The following is a 16,490-nucleotide window of genomic DNA, read 5'->3' on the forward strand; positions in this document are numbered from 1 at the left end:
GCGTATGATACAGAAACGCCTTGTTCTTGATACGAATGTCGCGCTCGATCTGTTCGTGTTCCATGACTTGCCCAGCAAAGCCCTGCTGGACGCGATCGAGACCGGCGCGGTGGAAGCGGTGACGCGCGCGGACTGCCGCGATGAATGGCTGCATGTGCTGCACTATCCGCATCTGCCGCTGGACGACGAGAAGCGTGAACAGGCGACGATGCGCTTCGATGCACTCATCCGCATTCATGCCGAGGCACCGGGCACAACTTGCCCTCCGCTTCCCAGCTGCAGCGACACGGATGATCAGAAGTTTCTCGAGATTGCGCGCGACAGCGCGGCCGGCGTGCTCATCACCAAGGACAAGGCGCTGCTGAAACTGGCGCGCCGCGTGGCCAAGGCTGGCATGTTTCGGATTCTGACGCCGCAAGCCTGGCTGGCCGAATGGCAGGCAGAGGCTACGCTCCGATAGAATATGGTTTTCATAACAATCGCTTCCGCCCGCCCATGGCCCATCCATCGACCCTTCCGGTTCTCGATTATTCCCGCCTGACTTCGCGTCTGCCCGATGTAGGCACCACCATCTTCACCGTCATGTCCGCCCTCGCCACCGAGAAGGGTGCGGTGAACCTGGGACAAGGTTTCCCGGACTTCCATTGCGATCCGGCGCTGGTGGATGCGGTCGCCGATGCGATGCGGCAAGGCCTGAATCAGTATCCGCCGATGACTGGTGTCCCGGTGCTGCGCGAGGCGGTTGCGGCAAAGGTAGAAGCCATCTACGGGCATCGCTACGACGCCAATACCGAAATCACCATCACTGCCGGCGCCACGCAGGGCATCCTGACGTCGGTGCTGTGCTGCGTGCATCCGGGCGATGAAGTCATCGTCATCGAGCCGGCCTACGACAGCTATGTGCCGGCGATACAGCTGGCCGGCGGCGTGCCGGTGTATGTGCAGATGGAAGTCTCCGCCGCCGGCTATGCGGTGCCCTGGGATGCGGTGGCCGCGGCAATCACGCCGAGAACGCGGATGATCATGATCAATTCGCCGCACAATCCAACCGGCACCGTGCTGCGCCGCGCGGACCTCGACAAGCTGGCCGCCATCGTCGACGGCACCGACATCCTGCTGCTGTCGGATGAAGTGTATGAACACATGGTTTATGACGGGCAGCGCCATGAATCGGTCTGCCGTCATCCCGCGCTGGCCGCGCGCGCCTTCGTGGTATCAAGCTTTGGCAAGACGTATCACGTCACCGGCTGGAAGATCGGCTATGTGGCCGCGCCCGCGGCGCTGATGGCGGAGTTCCGCAAGGTGCACCAGTTCAATGTGTTTACCGTCAACACGCCGGTACAGTATGGCATTGCGCAGTTCATGAGCAATCCGGCGCCCTACATCGAACTGCCGGCCTTCTACCAGAAGAAGCGCGACCTGTTCCGCAATGGCTTGTCGAATACACGGTTCAGGCTGCTGCCTTCGGACGGCACCTACTTTCAGTGCGTGGAGTATTCGGCGATCTCGGACCTGCCGGAAGCGGAGTTCGCCAAGTGGTTGACGACGGAAATCGGCGTGGCCGCAATACCGGTATCGGCCTTCTATCATGAAGCGCGCGAATCGGGCATCGTGCGCTTCTGCTTTGCCAAGCGCGATGAAACGCTGGAGCTGGCGCTGCAGCGATTGGGACGGCTATAAGAATGTGGGGCCTGCAATGTATGCAGGCCCGCTCGCATCGACGCGCCGTCCTCGCATCCCGGGCTTCCATGGCCGCACCGTATCAGGACAGCATCATGGAATACGCCAGCGAATTTATGCCTTGCCTGCGTTCATCGCTTCACGCAGAGCCTGATTGGCCTTGCGGTCGGCATTGACCTTCTGCACCGTGGCGCGCTCGCTCAGCATCTTCGCGTAGTCGCGCACCGGATAATCGGCCAGCACATCCTCGCCATACACCAGCTTGGTCGCCATGCCGATCAAGGGCAGGTGCGCCAGCGCAGCGCAATCGGCCATCGTGAAGCTGTCGCCAGCGATGAAGGGACCGAACTTTGCGATCTTGCCGAAGGCTTTCGCATTGCGCTTCAACAGCTTCTGCACCCGCTCGCGGGTTTCGTCGCTGACGCTGCCGCCGAAGAAGGCCTGCGCATAGATCTCGCGCGCCACCAGTTCCAGATGCAGTTCCATGAAGATGATCAGCTCGCGCACCCGCCCTGCTTCATACGGATCGGCCGGCAGCAGCGGTTGCTGCGGATAAGCGCTCTCGATGTATTCCATGATCACCTGCGACTCGAACAGCGGACCGCGCTCGGTGAGGATGTAGGGAATCTTGCCCAGCGGTGAATTCTGCAGCAGCGCTTCCGAGCGGTCCGGCCAGACCAGTTCTTCCTCGAACGTCACGCCCTTTTCCAGCAGCGCCAGCTTGACCTTGTTGTAGTAGTTGCTGATCGCAAATCCGCACAGCTTGAGCATCGTCTTCTCCTTGCATTGGTATGGTTCTCCGCATTCGTCCAGGGAATGCGAAAGCAGCGCATGGTAACTGCTGCTTTCGCGAAGCACAATGCAGGCAGGCCGCCGGCTTTCCAGTCGCTTGCAGCGCGGTATATGATCCACGCACCTCAAGGAGACCCCCATCATGACCGCAGAATTGCGCGCAACACGTCGCGACGCGACCCTCATTCTCACGCTATCCAATCCCGGCGCCATGAATGCGCTGCACCCCGACATGTATGCCGCCGGCATCGAAGCGCTGTCCACCGCTGACCGGGATGCATCGGTGCGCGCAGTGGTGCTTACCGGCGCCGACCATGTCTTCTGCGCCGGCGGCAACCTGAACCGGCTGCTGGAAAACCGCGCGAAGGATAAATCGGTGCAGGCCGACTCCATCGATCGTCTGCATGCATGGATCGACGCGATCCGCGCCTGCGACAAGCCGGTGATCGCGGCAGTCGACGGTCCTGCTGCCGGCGCTGGCTTCTCGCTGGCGCTGGCCTGCGACATGATCGTCGCGGCGGAAACTGCGAAGTTCGTGATGGCTTATGTGAAGGTCGGACTGACGCCGGATGGCGGCGGCTCCTGGTTCCTGTCGCAGGCTTTGCCGCGCCAGCTCGCTACGGAAATCATCATCGAAGGCAAGCCGGTCGCCGCGCCGCGTCTGCATGCGCTCGGGCTTGTCAACCGCCTGACGCCGGAACGCGGCGCGCTCGATGCCGCGCTGGCCTGGGCCGATGAACTGTCCCTGCTGTCGCCGAATGCAACCGCCCGCATCAAGGGCCTGCTGCGGGATGCGCCCGGCAACAGCCTGCAGCAGCATTTCGAAGCCGAGAAGCACAGCTTCGTCGAGAGCCTGCATCACCGCGATGCTGCCGAAGGCATAGGCGCGTTCCTCGAGAAGCGCAAGCCGAAGTATCAATAGATCGGGGTAGTCGCGGTACAAGAGCATGCGTCGTCTAGCCACTTCACGCGGGCTGTGAAAATCCACGTAGGGTGGGCGCAGCCCACGCGCCTGCTCGATCACCTCGCAATCACCGCGTGGGCTGCGCCTACCCCAAGGATGCGGTACCAATGGATCCATGCGCTAAAGCTTGCAAGCTGTCCCATACACAAGAGAACGGTATCGCGTAGCTCGCATTACCGCATTACCTCTTACCTCAGGAAATCGCGCCCGCCACCAATGATGAAATATCGCCATTGAATAGTACGGCCGTACGATTTTATCGGGTAGAATGGCCCGAAAAATTCTCGACGCAATCCCAGGAGACAGGATGTACGAAGAGTTCATGGGCACCAAGCCGGTGTCGGAACAGCAGCGATTTGATGCCGGCGCGCTGCAGGCCTACCTCAGTCAGCACGTTCCCGACTTCACCGGCGACATGACGGTGGAGCAATTCAAGGGCGGCCAGTCCAATCCCACCTTCAAGCTCACGGTCAACGGCAAGAGCTATGTGCTGCGCACCAAGCCCGGACCGGCGGCGAAACTGCTTGCCTCGGCGCATGCGATAGATCGCGAATTCCGCGTGATGGATGCGCTGAACCGCGCCGGCTTCCCGGCGCCACGGCAATATGTGCTGTGCAACGATGAAAGCGTGATCGGCCGCGCCTTCTATCTGATGGAGTTCGTTCAGGGTCGCGTGCTGTGGGATCAATCGCTGCCCGGCATGACGCCGCAGGAGCGCGCCGCGCACTACGATGAAATGAACCGGGTCATCGCCCAGTTGCACAGCATCGATTACGCGGCCATCGGTCTGGAAAGCTATGGCAAGCCGGGCAATTACTTCGCGCGCCAGATCGATCGCTGGACCAGGCAATACCGCGCTTCAGAAACCGAGCGCATCGAGGCGATGGACCACCTCATCGAATGGCTGCCGCAGCACATCCCGCCCGGCGATGAAACCTCAATCGTGCATGGCGACTATCGTCTCGACAACATGATCTTTCACCCCACCGAGCCGCGCATCCTTGCGGTGCTGGACTGGGAGTTGTCGACGCTGGGCCATCCGCTCGCCGATTTCTCATATCACCTGATGAGCTGGCACATCCAGCCGGGCCAGTTCCGCGGCATCGCCGGGCTGGACCTGAAGGCGCTGGGCATTCCTTCCGAAGAGGAATACATCGCAAAGTACTCGGAACGCACCGGCAAGACGATACGACGCGAGGATCTCGGCTTCTACCTCGCCTACAACATGTTCCGCTTGGCAGGCATTCTGCAAGGCATCATGAAACGCTATGTCGATGGCACCGCCTCCAGCGCCCAGGCGCTGAAGGCAGGCCAGGCCACCCGCCCGATGGCGGAGATGGGCTGGGCCTATGCCTCGGGCACGCGGACTTAAATTACGACCACAGGAGACAACATGGAATTCGACTACTCGGACCGTTGCAAGCAACTCCAGGACAAGCTGCTCAAGTTCATGGACGAGCATATCTATCCGAACGAAAAGGCGTACAAGGCCGAGATCGACCGCAACGGCGTGGAAAAGGGCAACCGCTGGCTGCCGACAAAAATCATCGAGGACCTGAAGCCGCTGGCGCGTGAACAGGGCCTGTGGAATTTGTTCCTGCCGAAATCCAAGCGCGCGCCGGAAGGCTTGTCGAACCTGGACTATGCGCCGCTGTGCGAGATCATGGGCCGCGTCAGCTGGGCGCCGGAAGTGTTCAACTGCTCGGCGCCGGACACCGGCAACATGGAGACGCTGGAGCGCTACGCCACCGAAGAGCACAAGCAGCAATGGCTGGAGCCGCTGCTGCGCGGCGAGATCCGCTCGGCGTTCGCCATGACCGAGCCTGCAGTGGCATCGTCGGACGCGACCAACATCGCCACCCGCATCGAGCGCCAGGGCAATGACTATGTAATCAACGGCACCAAGTGGTGGATCTCCGGCGCTGGCGATCCGCGCTGCAAGATCTTCATCCTGATGGGCAAGACCGATCCGGAAGCGCCGCGCCATCAGCAGCAATCGATGATCCTGGTCCCGGCCGACACCGCGGGCGTGGACATCAAGCGCCCGCTGCCCGTGTTCGGCTATGACGATGCGCCGCATGGCCATTGCGAGATCGTGTTCGAGAACGTGCGCGTGCCGGCGTCGAACATCCTGCTTGGCGAAGGCCGCGGCTTCGAAATCGCGCAGGGTCGCCTTGGACCGGGCCGCATCCACCACTGCATGCGCGCCATCGGCGTGGCGGAACGCGCGCTGGAACTGATGTGCAAGCGCCTGAACAGCCGCGTGGCCTTTGGCCGTCGCATCTCCGAGCAGAGCATCTGGCGTGAGCGCGTGGCCGAGGCCCGCATCCAGATCGACACCGCGCGCCTGTTGACGCTGAAGGCCGCGTACATGATGGACACCGTCGGCAACAAGATCGCCAAGGCCGAGATCGCGATGATCAAGGTACTGGCGCCGAACGTAGCGCAGCAGGTGCTGGACTGGGCGATCCAGGCCTACGGCGCAGCAGGTGTTTCGGATGAGACGCCGCTGGCGACGATGTGGGCGCACAACCGCACGCTGCGCATCGCCGACGGTCCGGACGAAGTGCATCGCAACGCGGTGGCCAAGCTGGAACTGGCCAAGCATATGAGCCTGCCGGGCGAAGACCTGGAATTGCCGGTCACCCGTTCCTGATCGCGGCATCACACCAAAAAAAAATCCCGGCTGCATGCCGGGATTTTTTCATGCGCATTAGGCAATGCCTCGGCACCCTGTCGATGCGCGCTGCATTGCCTTCGCTGTGACTATGCCTGCCCGGGCTCTTCATCCGGCAGAAACATCTCCTGCAGATCGTTCAGAAAGCGCTGCCCGAGTTCTGTCGGCCGGATCAGCTTGTGGTCGCGGTACAGCAGCCCTTTCGCCTCCGCTTCGTTGAGGCCCGCTTCCACCGCATTGATCGTCAGCCCGGTGCGCTCGATGAGCAGGCGCGGATCGAAGCCCTCGGTGAGCCGCAGCGCATTGAGCATGAATTCAAAACCGAGCGCCTCGCGACTGACCTCGGTCTCTTCATGCACCGCATTGCCGGCCATGGCCTTTTCCATATACGTCGCCGGCATCTTGAAGCGTGCCTGCCGGATCACCCGATGCGGAAACGACAGCTTGCTGTGCGCGCCGGCGCCGATGCCGAGGTAATCGCCGAACTGCCAGTAGTTGAGGTTGTGCCGCGCCTGCCGCCCCGGCTGTGCATAGGCCGAGACTTCGTAATGCCGGTAACCTGCCGCAGCCGTTGCCGCGGCGATCATGTCCTGCATCTCGGCCGAGGCATCGTCATCGGGCAGCGACGGCGGATATTTCGCAAACTCGGTATTGGGCTCCATCGTCAGGTGGTACAGCGACAGATGCGGCGGCGCGAAGGACAGCGCCGTGGCGAGGTCTTCGCGCGCTTCGGCCAGCGTCTGCTGCGGCAGCGCATACATCAGGTCGAGATTGAAATTGTCGAAGTTGGCCTGCGCGATCTCGACCGCGCGCTGCGCCTCACTGCCGTCATGAATGCGGCCCAGCGCCTGCAGGTGGCGCGGATTGAAGCTTTGTATGCCGATGGAAAGCCGGTTGATGCCGGACTCGCGATAGGAACGGAACTTCTCCGCCTCGAAGGTGCCGGGATTGGCTTCCATCGTGATCTCGGCCGCGCCATCGAGCGGCAGCAACGCGCGGATATCCGACATCAGGCGGTCCAGTCCCGCGGCTGACATCAGGCTGGGCGTTCCGCCGCCGATGAAGACGGTCAGCACCTTGCGGCCCCAGATCAGCGGCAGCGCGGTTTCCAGGTCGGCACGCAAGGCGTCGAGATAGGCTTGCTCGGGCAGTTCGCCGCCTGCCTGATGCGAATTGAAATCGCAGTACGGGCACTTGCGCACGCACCAGGGGAAATGCACGTAGAGCGACAGCGGCGGTAAGGCGGACAGATTGATGATGCCGGGCGCAAGGTAAGCGTTTGCGGCGCGCGCGGCTTGCTGGCGCACATCGCCGGCTGGCCGTATCGGGATCATCGCAGCTTCTCCACCAGTTGCCGCAGCGCCTGGCCGCGATGCGACCTGCGGTTCTTTTCCTCGGCATCGAGTTCCGCGACAGTTCTGCCGAGTTCAGGCAACAGGAAGAACGGATCGTAGCCAAAGCCGCCCTGCCCGCGCGGCGCATCGACGATCTCGCCATCCCAGCGCCCGTCCGCGATCACCGGCTGCGGATCATCGGCATGGCGCACATAGACCAGCACGCAGTAGTAATACGCAGACTTGTCTGCATGCGCCTTCAGGTCTTGGATCAGCTTCGCATTGTTGCGCGCATCCGATTTCGGTTCGCCGGCATAGCGCGCCGAGTACACGCCCGGTGCGCCGCCCAAGGCATTGACGCACACGCCCGAATCATCGGCCAGCGCCGGCAGGCCGGTCAGCCGCGCTGCGTGGCGCGCCTTGGTCAGGGCGTTTTCAACGAAAGTCGCATGCGGCTCTTCCGCTTCGGGCACATCGAAGTCGCGCTGCGGCTTCAGGTCGAAACCCAGCGGCGACAGCAGCTCGGCGAATTCGCGCAGCTTGCCGGCATTGTTGGAAGCAAGGATGAGAGTCTGGGTCATGATGAAAACGGATAGGGAAAGGGGGCGGAATCACGCATGCCGGGCCATCCGACCCGGCATGATGAAGCGCCGCGGCAATCAGGCGGAAAGGCCGAGCGCGGCGCGCTGCTTGCGGATCAGTTCGGCGATGCCCGATTGCGCCAGGTCGAGCAGGCGGTCCATCGTTGCGCGGTCGAAGGCCTCGCCCTCGGCGGTGCCCTGCACTTCGATGAACCGGCCGGCTTCAGTCATCACCACGTTCATATCGGTGTCGCAGGCCGAATCTTCAAGATAATCGAGATCCAGCACCGGCATGCCCTGCCAGACCCCAACCGATATCGCGGCAACGAAATGCTTCAGCGGCATCACCGAAATCAACCCGGATTCGAGCAGTTTCGTGAACGCATCGTGCGCGGCGACCATGGCGCCGGTGATGGAAGCGGTGCGCGTGCCGCCGTCGGCCTGCAGCACATCGCAGTCGATCTGCAGCGTGCGCTCGCCGAAGGCTTGCAGATCAAAGGCGGCGCGCAGCGAGCGGCCGATCAGCCGCTGGATTTCCTGGGTGCGACCCGACTGCTTGCCGCGCGCCGCCTCGCGGTCCATGCGGGTATGGGTCGAGCGCGGCAGCATGCCGTACTCCGCAGTGAGCCAGCCCTGCCCCTGGCCTTTCAGAAACGGTGGCACCTTTTCCTGGATGCTCGCGGTGCACAGCACGCGCGTGTCGCCGGCTTCGATCAGCACTGAGCCTTCGGCATGCCTGGTGTAATGGCGGGTGATGCGCACTTCGCGCAGCGCATCGCTGGCGCGGCCGCTGGGGCGTGGTTGCAACATGGCTATCCTCATGGTTTCGATGTCAGGCGCGACGTTCTTTCGATGGCATCTCGGATTTCCGCGATGGCCTGCTCGATGTCGCCGTCGTTGAAGCTGTCCATGCTTTCGGCGGCGTCAGGCTCGCCCTGGCGCGGCGCATGGATGGTCGTGGTCACCGCACCGAGCGGCACCAGCGCGGTGGTAATCACGCCGGCCTCGCCGTGCGCGGGACCGGCATCATCCCACATCATCGCCAGCGCCGTCACATTGTCGCTGCTGGCGCCGGCGACGGCTTCGGCCTGTTGCACCAGCTTGGGCACGGCGCGCACCACGCCTTCGGCGGCCAGATGCAGGGCCATCGCTTCGTCGGGCAACGCGTTCCACAAGCCATCTGAACACAAGAGGATGACGTCGCCAGCCTCGAGCCTGGTCGGCTCGCTCATCTCGATGCTTGGCACGCCGGGCGCGCCGAGGCAGTTGAACAGCTTGTTGCGGTCGGGATGTGTGCGCGCGGCGGAGGCGTCAAGCAGGCCTTGCGCGATCAATGATTCAACCCGCGTATGGTCGCGGGTGCGGCCTTGCACGCGGCCGCCGCGCATCCAGTAGAGCCGCGAATCGCCGCAATGCGCCCATTGCGCCACGCCATGCTGCACCAGGCAAGCAACGATGGTGGTGCGCGGCGTTTCGGGCAAGGCATGCAGTGCGCGGTAGCGATGGATTTCACGATGCGCCGCATACAGCGCGTCCTCGAGAAATCCTTCCGGCTTTTTCACATGCGGCACCGCGACTTCCTGAAACAATGCCGACACCGTCTGCAGCGCAATCGTGGCCGCAACCTCGCCCTGGATATGGCCGCCCATGCCGTCGGCCAGCAGCATCAGCAAGGCGTCGCGCGTATAGCAATAACCCATGCGGTCCTGATTCGCGCGGCGCGCGCCTATCGCGGTTTCCTGGCAGATGGAGAATCGCATGGCTTACCTCGTGTCTTCAGAGATGGTCACGGCATCGGGGTCGCGGCGCGATGTGAACAGCGCGCGCAGCCTGCGGGCGAAGCGTCCCAAGCCTTCGGCTGCTTCGGGCGTGGCCTCGGCCTGCGGCACGCTGATGGGCTGTTGCAGCGCGCGCTGCACCTCGAATACGCTCTGCGGCCGCGCCAGCGGATCGAGCATCAGGCACCAGCGCATCACGGCGATGAGCTCCGGGCTGTAGACGCCGTCGAGCTTGCCGAAATGCGCATCCATGCGGTCGCCCTTCTGGCGCACGTCGGCGGGCTGCGGCGGTGCGCCCACCATGCAGGCGAACATCGAGGCGCCGATGGAATAGATATCGGTCCAGGGGCCAAGGGCGGCGTTGCGCTGATACAGCTCGGGCGCGGCGAAGCCGGGGGTGTACATCGGGTACAACTTCGGCGAGTCGGCACGCAGCGTCTGGCGCGCGGCGCCGAAGTCGAGCAGGATCGGCGTGCCGTCGGTGCGCAGATAGATGTTGGCCGGCTTCAGGTCCAGGTGCAGCAGCTTGTTCGCATGCACTTCGCGCAGGCCCTGCATCATCTGGCTGAACACGGCGCGGATGAAACGCTCGGACACCAGCGGCTTTTCACCGCGCTCGCGCCGGCGCAGGATGTGGTCCTGCAGCGAGCGGCCCGATTCATAAGCCATCACCATGTACACGGTGTCGTGCGCGCGAAAGAAATTCAGTACCGACACCACATTCGGATGATTGATGCGCGCCAGCGCCCGCCCTTCCTCGAAAAAGCATTTCAGGCCAATGCGGTAAACCGGCAGGTTCTCCGACGCGATCGCCGGCGCCAGCTCGCCCGGCAGGCGCTGCGCCAACGCGCTCGGCAGATATTCCTTGATGGCGACCGCTTCGCCGGCTTCGTCATAAGCAAGATAGACGATGGAAAACCCGCCCGAGGCAATCTTCTTTACAATGCGGTATCCCGCTACATCCAATCCTTCCGGAAGCGGTGCATTGTTTTGCGCGGCCATTGTTGTCCTGTGGTTCGTGTGTCGATGCGCCGGCCCGATGCTGTCCGGTTCGGCTTGCTGCGGCATGATGCAGATTGCATCGGGCCGTGTCGGCAGGCAAGCAGGATTGTGTGGAGAAAACCCCTGTTTGTAAAGAATCGAGGCCCCAACTTGACCATCAGCAGCATGACCGGCTACGCAAGCGCAACACGCGAATTCGATGCCGGCACCCTGACCCTGGAACTGCGCAGCGTGAATTCCCGCTTCCTCGACTTGCAGTTCCGCATGAACGATGAATTGCGGTCAACCGAGCCGGTGTTGCGCGAAGCGATCATGGCGCGCATCACGCGTGGCAAGGTCGAATGCCGCCTGAGCTTCGGCCGCAAGGCCCCCACCGGCGGCAATGGCATACACATCGAACTGTTGAACCGTCTGATCGAATTGCAGGAACAGGTGTTGTCGCGCCTGCCGCAGGCCGCGCCGATGTCGGTCAATGAACTGCTGCGCTGGCCGGGCATGATGGATGAAGCCGCCGGCGCCGACAATCTGCAGGCCGATGTGGCTGCCCTGGGCCGTGATGTGCTCGACGCCTTCGTCGAGAGCCGTCGGCGCGAAGGCGCTGCGCTGGAAGCGATGCTGCTGTCGCGCATTGATGAGATGGAAGCGATTGTTTCGCGCATCACACCACTGGTGCCGCAGGCTGTGGAGCAATTCCGGCAGAAGGCAACCGAGCGTATGCAGGAAGCGCTCGGCATCGCAGTGCAGAATGGCCAGGCGGGTGCGCAGCCCGCGCTGCCCCAGCAGGAAGTGCTCGAACGCATCCGACAGGAAGTCACGCTCTATGGCATCCGCGTCGATGTGGCCGAGGAACTCGGCAGGCTGGCCGCGCATCTCAGCGAAACGCGTCACATCCTGAAGAAAGGAGGCCAGGTCGGCAAGCGCCTGGATTTCATGATGCAGGAACTGAACCGTGAAGCGAACACCCTTGGCTCCAAGGCCGCAGTGAAGGAGCTTGCCGATGCTTCCATGGCCTTGAAGCTGCTGATCGAGCAGATGCGCGAACAGGTGCAAAACCTCGAATAAGCGTTCTCGTTTGCGGGCTCTGCGCAGGAATCATGCGCAGACGCAATAGCCGGCGCGATCGCGCCGGTCGTTTTCCTTCCCACTCGGATAATCTTTTTCAAATTTGCAGAGGCGCTCCATCCACGTTGCGCCCCTGCCCGCTATCAACTTTCCATACATGTCCGAAGCCTTATCCGCCTTGAGAAACGCCACCCGCGACATCCACGATGAATTCGAGCAGGGACTGAAGCTGGCACGGCCTGACGCCGGCCAGGCCGAATACCTGAATTTCATCAGCGCGATGTGGGGCTGGCTCAAACCTTTCGAACAGGCGCTGTGGCGCGAAGACTGGCCTGCGGATATCGACGCCGCGCAGCGCGCGCGCAAATCCGACTGGCTCCGGCGCGACCTGCTTGCCGCCGGCATGGACGAGCAGGCAATCGCCGCACTGCCGCTATTACAGGAGTCGCCGCCGCTGGATACACCGGCGCAGCGTTATGGCGTGGCCTATGTGCTCGAAGGCGCACAGCTTGGCTCGCAGCTCCTGTCGCGCACGCTGGGCCCGCGCCTGGCGCCCTGGCCGGCGCATTGGCTTGCCGGTTATGGCGATAAGGCCTCGCAGCGCTGGTTATCCTTTCGCAAGCTCGCGGAACGCGATCTCGCCGGCCCGACCGAGCGTGAAGAAGCGGCGCAGGCGGCGCGCTGGGCATTCCGCACGCTGTCATCCTGGTTTCGGGAGCGAGGCGCGGCATGAACGACAGCATGCGTCATCACATGGCGGTGGATCTGACGAACTGCGACCGCGAGCCGATCCACACCCCCGGCTTGATTCAGCCGCATGGCGCGCTGCTTGCCTTTGATGACGAAGGCTGCATGGCAATGATGAGTGCCAATGCGTCGCAGCTGCTGGGCGATTTGCCTGCCATTGGCATGCCGCTCGAGGCTGCGCATCTCAATGAAGAACTGCGCGCCGAAATCCGCGCCGGTCTGGATTCCTTCGACAACATCCTCGGTTCGCTGCACACGCATTTGATGGGGCAGGATTTCGATGCAGTGCTGCATCGCTCCGGCCCTTATCTGGTGCTGGAATGCGAGCGCTCGCCAAGCGGGCAACGGCGCCTGGAAACCTTCGCGCTGTCCGCTCAGAAGGCAATCGAACGCATTCAGCGCCAGCCAGGCATAGAGCAGGTGCTCGAGTTGTCAGTGCGCGAGATTGCCAGGCTCTCCGGCTTTGACCGCGTGATGGCTTACCGCTTCCGCCACGATGACAGCGGTGAAGTGGTGGCCGAGGCGCGCCGCGAAGATCTGGCGCCCTATCTTGGGCAGCGCTATCCGGCCAGCGACATTCCGAGCCAGGCGCGACGGCTGTATGTGCTCAATCCCCTGCGCCTGATCGCGGACGTCAACTATGACCCGGTGCCGCTGCTGCCGAACGCAGGCCCGCACGCCGCGCAGCCGCTGGACATGTCCTCCAGCATCCTGCGCAGCGTCTCGCCCATCCATACCGAATATCTGCGCAACATGGGCGTGTCCGCTTCGATGAGCATTTCCATCGTGGTGCGCGGCCGCCTGTGGGGTCTGTTTGCGTGTCATCACATGCAGCCGCTGCGGGTACCGTATCCAGTGCGCATGTCCTGCCAGGTGCTGTCCCAGATCGTCAGCATGCTGGTGGACCGGGAGCTTACCGCAGGGCATGCAGCGGCGCTGCAGCGCTCGGAAGCGCTGCGCCAGAAAATCCTGCAGCGCGCTGAAGCTTCGGAAGACATCGTGCAGGCCTTGGCCGACGATACCGATCTATTCATGCAACTGCTGGAAAGCGACGGCGTGGCGGCTTCCTTCGAAGGCACCATGCACATCGGCGGTTGCGGCCCAAGCCGCGAAGCGCTGGGCGCGCTGATCTCGTGGCTGGGCGAAGACGACCGGCCTGAAATTTTCGAGAGCAGCAGTCTGCAGCGCGATCTGCCCCACCTGGCGCAGCGTTTCGGCGGCACCTGCGGCGTGCTGGCGCTGCGCATCGATCGCGAGCAGAACGGCTTTGTGTTCTGGTTCCGCAATGAGCAGATCGAACAGGTACGCTGGGGTGGTCCGCCACACAAGGGTGTCACCATCGGACCGCTTGGTCCACGCCTGACGCCGCGCGGCTCCTTTGAGGAATGGAAGGAAACCGTGCGTGGCCAAAGCCTGCCGTGGAGCGAGACCGACATCGACATTGCGCGCAACTTGCGCGGCGGCCTGCAGGAAGTGGCGATGGCGCAGGCCACCGCGCTACGCAAGACGCGCGAGATGCTGCTGGCGACGCTGGGGCATGATCTGCGCGATCCGCTGCAGGCCATCATGATGGCTGCGCAGCTGCTGCACGCCGACGACAACGGCGACATGGGCAACCGGCTTTCGCATCGCATCAGTTCTTCGTCCGGCCGCATGCAGCGGCTGATCGATCAGATGGCCGACCTGAGCCGGCTGCAGGGCGGCATCGGCCTGACGATGCGTGTGCGCGAAGTCGAGCTGGAACCGCTGGTTCAGGAAGTCGTCGAGGAAATGAGGCTGTCGCAGCGCGGCGTGGACTTGGTCGTGAAGACCGAGTCGCTCGGCGTGGCGTGGCTGGATCCGGACCGCATTGCACAGGTGCTGACCAACCTGGTAGGCAACAGTTGCAAGCATGGTTTGCCCGGCTCGCCGGTGACGCTGTGCGCGCGGCAGAACGAGCGCGGCGTGTGCTTTTCCATCGCCAATCGCGGTGCGCCGATTACGCCGGAAAACATCGCTCAACTGTTCCAGCCCTTCAAGCCGGGTTCATCGCACAACAGCCGCAATCGCGGCGGGCAGGGACTCGGCCTGTATATCGTCCATGAAATCGTCAAGGCGCATGGCGGCAACATCTCGGTACGCTGCGGCGACGGCATGGTGGAATTCGAGGTATGGCTGCCGCGGCGTTGAAGGCGGCAAGGGCTGCTTCTGCCCGCCGCGCTACATCAGGATGCCGGTCTCGAGCGCATAACGCGTGAGTTCCACATTGCTGCGGGTGCCGGTCTTGGAAAGTATGCGCGCGCGGTAAGTGGTGACGGTGCTCGGCGACAGATGCAGCATCTCGGCAATACGCACCAGGCTTTCACCGGCAGCGAGCAGCTTCAACACTTCCAGTTCGCGATGCGACAGCGTCTCATGCGCCGCGACCGTGCCATCGGCGATCATGCTCGCAAGCTGCTCGGTCAATGTCGAGCTGACATGGCGGCCTCCAGCCGCCGCCTTGCGCACCGCTTCGGCGATGGTGGCGGCCGGTGTGTTCTTGGTCAGATAACCTGCGGCGCCCAGCTTCAACGCGCGCACCGCATACACCTGCTCGGCATACATCGACAGCATCAGCACCGCGATGCGCGGCTTGGCATTGCGTATGGCCTTGAGCAGATCGAGGCCGTTCTTGTCCGGCAGCGCGATGTCGATCAGCGCGACATCGATGGCCTGGGCATGAACCGCGGCCATCGCCGCTTCCGCGGTCTCGGCTTCGGCAACGACTTCGATGTCGTCCGCAGTGCCGAGCATCAGCCGCACGCCGTTGCGCACGATGATGTGATCGTCCACGATCATGACCCTGATCTTGCCGTTGCGCATTGCTTCGTCTCCCCATGCTCCGCGTATGTACTAGGAAGCCAGCATCATACCTTGCCCAGGCATAGCGAGCCGCCCTCTGGGCAACGCGCTGTTACAATGTCGGCCTGCGTTTTCCGCGTACACATCAAGGTTTTCCCATGCCCCTCAATCCAGCCCCTTCAGGCAGCTTGTTCATGGTGGTCGCGCCTTCCGGCGCCGGCAAATCCACGCTGGTCAATGCGCTGCTTGCGCAAGACGATGCGATTCGGCTGTCCATCTCCTACACCACCCGCGCGCCGCGGCCCGGCGAGCAGGATGGCCGCGAGTACCACTTCGCTTCGGTGGAAGACTTCCTGCAGCGGCGCGAGGCCGGCGAATTCCTCGAATCGGCCGAAGTGCATGGCAACTATTACGGAACCTCGCGCCTGTGGATCCAGGAACAGATGAAAGCTGGCACCGACGTGCTGCTGGAAATCGACTGGCAGGGCGCACAGCAGGTGCGCAAGCAGTTCCCGCATGCGGTCGGTATCTTCATCCTGCCGCCATCAATTGCGGCACTCGAGGAAAGGCTGCACAAGCGCGGGCAGGACGATCATCAGGTCATTACCCGCCGCATCCTTGCTGCAGGCGGCGAGATCGCCCATGCCGCCGAATTTGAGTATGTTATTATCAACCGCGAGTTTGCCATTGCGCTGTCCGAGCTGACTTCCATCGTCAAAGCAACCCGCTGCAAATTCCCGCAGCAAGCGGCACGCAATTCATCCCTGTTCGCCCAGCTGGGCATTCATGCGAATCTCAGCTGAGCAACGCGCCGAACCAAAGAGCATTTTCAGGAGCAACCATGGCCCGTATCACGATCGAGGATTGCCTCGAACAAATCCCGAACCGTTTCCAACTCACCCTGTCCGCGACCTACCGCGCGCGCCAGCTGGTGCAAGGCCATACCCCGATGGTCGAAGCCAAAGACAAGCCGACCGTGCTCGCGCTGCGTGAAATCGCAGCCGGCAAGGTCGGCATTGAAATGCTGAAGAAGGTCCCGAGCTAACACACTGT

17 protein-coding genes are annotated in these 16,490 nt (G+C 62.8%); 10 read left to right on the plus strand and 7 right to left on the minus strand.

Annotated elements, in window-relative coordinates; genetic code table 11:
* The first annotated feature begins 4 nt into the window (after positions 1 to 4).
* Positions 5 to 460: a putative toxin-antitoxin system toxin component, PIN family gene (locus tag JJB74_RS16625; RefSeq protein WP_200593530.1), complete on the plus strand. Its 456-nt coding sequence runs from the start codon at positions 5 to 7 to the stop codon at positions 458 to 460.
* A 35-nt stretch (positions 461 to 495) separates the two neighbouring features.
* Entirely contained in the window at positions 496 to 1,680 is a 1,185-nt protein-coding gene (locus JJB74_RS16630) for a pyridoxal phosphate-dependent aminotransferase (protein WP_200593532.1), read from the plus strand.
* A 114-nt stretch (positions 1,681 to 1,794) separates the two neighbouring features.
* Here JJB74_RS16630 and JJB74_RS16635 read toward each other — a convergent pair whose 3' ends face one another.
* Positions 1,795 to 2,451, minus strand: a complete 657-nt coding sequence (locus JJB74_RS16635; RefSeq protein WP_200593534.1) for a glutathione S-transferase family protein — start codon at positions 2,449 to 2,451, stop codon at positions 1,795 to 1,797.
* Positions 2,452 to 2,614: 163 nt separating this feature from the next.
* Between JJB74_RS16635 and JJB74_RS16640 the strand changes: the two genes are divergently transcribed.
* The 3 genes from JJB74_RS16640 (at position 2,615) to JJB74_RS16650 (ending at position 6,092) form a co-directional block, all read left to right on the plus strand.
* A complete protein-coding gene (locus tag JJB74_RS16640) occupies positions 2,615 to 3,394 on the plus strand; it encodes an oxepin-CoA hydrolase, alternative type (RefSeq protein ID WP_200593536.1) in 780 nt (259 codons plus the stop codon).
* A 349-nt stretch (positions 3,395 to 3,743) separates the two neighbouring features.
* Positions 3,744 to 4,808 (plus strand): phosphotransferase family protein, encoded by a 1,065-nt coding sequence (locus JJB74_RS16645; protein WP_200593538.1) that lies wholly within the window; start codon positions 3,744 to 3,746, stop codon positions 4,806 to 4,808.
* A gap of 21 nt (positions 4,809 to 4,829) precedes the next feature.
* Positions 4,830 to 6,092 carry an acyl-CoA dehydrogenase family protein gene (locus JJB74_RS16650; protein WP_200593540.1) on the plus strand — a complete coding sequence of 421 codons (1,263 nt, stop codon included), beginning with the start codon at positions 4,830 to 4,832 and terminating at the stop codon, positions 6,090 to 6,092.
* Positions 6,093 to 6,202: 110 nt separating this feature from the next.
* On the opposite strand, the gene hemW is transcribed toward JJB74_RS16650, so the two are convergent.
* The 5 genes from hemW to JJB74_RS16675 all read right to left on the minus strand — a co-directional run bounded on the left by hemW (position 6,203) and on the right by JJB74_RS16675 (position 10,808).
* The gene (gene hemW, locus JJB74_RS16655) at positions 6,203 to 7,447 is read right to left on the minus strand and encodes a radical SAM family heme chaperone HemW (RefSeq protein ID WP_200593542.1); all 1,245 of its coding nucleotides are present in this window, start codon (positions 7,445 to 7,447) and stop codon (positions 6,203 to 6,205) included.
* Positions 7,444 to 8,028: an RdgB/HAM1 family non-canonical purine NTP pyrophosphatase gene (gene rdgB, locus JJB74_RS16660; RefSeq protein WP_200593544.1), complete on the minus strand. Its 585-nt coding sequence runs from the start codon at positions 8,026 to 8,028 to the stop codon at positions 7,444 to 7,446. Before rdgB ends, hemW begins: the two co-directional genes overlap by 4 nt.
* Positions 8,029 to 8,106: 78 nt before the next feature.
* Positions 8,107 to 8,838, minus strand: coding sequence for a ribonuclease PH (gene rph, locus JJB74_RS16665; RefSeq protein ID WP_200593546.1), 732 nt, complete (start codon positions 8,836 to 8,838; stop codon positions 8,107 to 8,109).
* An 8-nt stretch (positions 8,839 to 8,846) separates the two neighbouring features.
* The gene (locus JJB74_RS16670; protein WP_200593548.1) at positions 8,847 to 9,788 is read right to left on the minus strand and encodes a PP2C family protein-serine/threonine phosphatase; all 942 of its coding nucleotides are present in this window, start codon (positions 9,786 to 9,788) and stop codon (positions 8,847 to 8,849) included.
* A 3-nt stretch (positions 9,789 to 9,791) separates the two neighbouring features.
* Positions 9,792 to 10,808 carry a serine/threonine-protein kinase gene (locus tag JJB74_RS16675; protein WP_200593549.1) on the minus strand — a complete coding sequence of 339 codons (1,017 nt, stop codon included), beginning with the start codon at positions 10,806 to 10,808 and terminating at the stop codon, positions 9,792 to 9,794.
* A 165-nt stretch (positions 10,809 to 10,973) separates the two neighbouring features.
* On the opposite strand from JJB74_RS16675, the gene JJB74_RS16680 reads away from it, so the two are divergent.
* The 3 genes from JJB74_RS16680 to JJB74_RS16690 all read left to right on the plus strand — a co-directional run bounded on the left by JJB74_RS16680 (position 10,974) and on the right by JJB74_RS16690 (position 14,786).
* On the plus strand, positions 10,974 to 11,870 hold the full coding sequence (locus tag JJB74_RS16680) for a YicC/YloC family endoribonuclease (protein WP_200594009.1): 897 nt from the start codon (positions 10,974 to 10,976) through the stop codon (positions 11,868 to 11,870).
* A gap of 157 nt (positions 11,871 to 12,027) precedes the next feature.
* A complete protein-coding gene (locus JJB74_RS16685) occupies positions 12,028 to 12,603 on the plus strand; it encodes a biliverdin-producing heme oxygenase (protein ID WP_200593552.1) in 576 nt (191 codons plus the stop codon).
* Positions 12,600 to 14,786, plus strand: a complete 2,187-nt coding sequence (locus tag JJB74_RS16690) for an ATP-binding protein (protein WP_200593554.1) — start codon at positions 12,600 to 12,602, stop codon at positions 14,784 to 14,786. Before JJB74_RS16685 ends, JJB74_RS16690 begins: the two co-directional genes overlap by 4 nt.
* Before the next feature lie 30 nt (positions 14,787 to 14,816).
* On the opposite strand, the gene JJB74_RS16695 is transcribed toward JJB74_RS16690, so the two are convergent.
* Entirely contained in the window at positions 14,817 to 15,458 is a 642-nt protein-coding gene (locus tag JJB74_RS16695; RefSeq protein WP_234484240.1) for a response regulator, read from the minus strand.
* A 137-nt stretch (positions 15,459 to 15,595) separates the two neighbouring features.
* On the opposite strand from JJB74_RS16695, the gene gmk reads away from it, so the two are divergent.
* Together gmk and rpoZ are read left to right on the plus strand one after the other, a co-directional pair.
* Positions 15,596 to 16,240: a guanylate kinase gene (gene gmk / locus JJB74_RS16700; protein ID WP_200593556.1), complete on the plus strand. Its 645-nt coding sequence runs from the start codon at positions 15,596 to 15,598 to the stop codon at positions 16,238 to 16,240.
* 38 nt (positions 16,241 to 16,278) lie between these two features.
* Positions 16,279 to 16,482: a DNA-directed RNA polymerase subunit omega gene (gene rpoZ, locus JJB74_RS16705; RefSeq protein ID WP_200593558.1), complete on the plus strand. Its 204-nt coding sequence runs from the start codon at positions 16,279 to 16,281 to the stop codon at positions 16,480 to 16,482.
* Positions 16,483 to 16,490 lie beyond the last annotated feature (8 nt).

Source organism: Noviherbaspirillum pedocola, from assembly GCF_016632335.1.
GTDB classification, from domain to species: Bacteria; Pseudomonadota; Gammaproteobacteria; order Burkholderiales; family Burkholderiaceae_D; genus Noviherbaspirillum_A; species Noviherbaspirillum_A pedocola.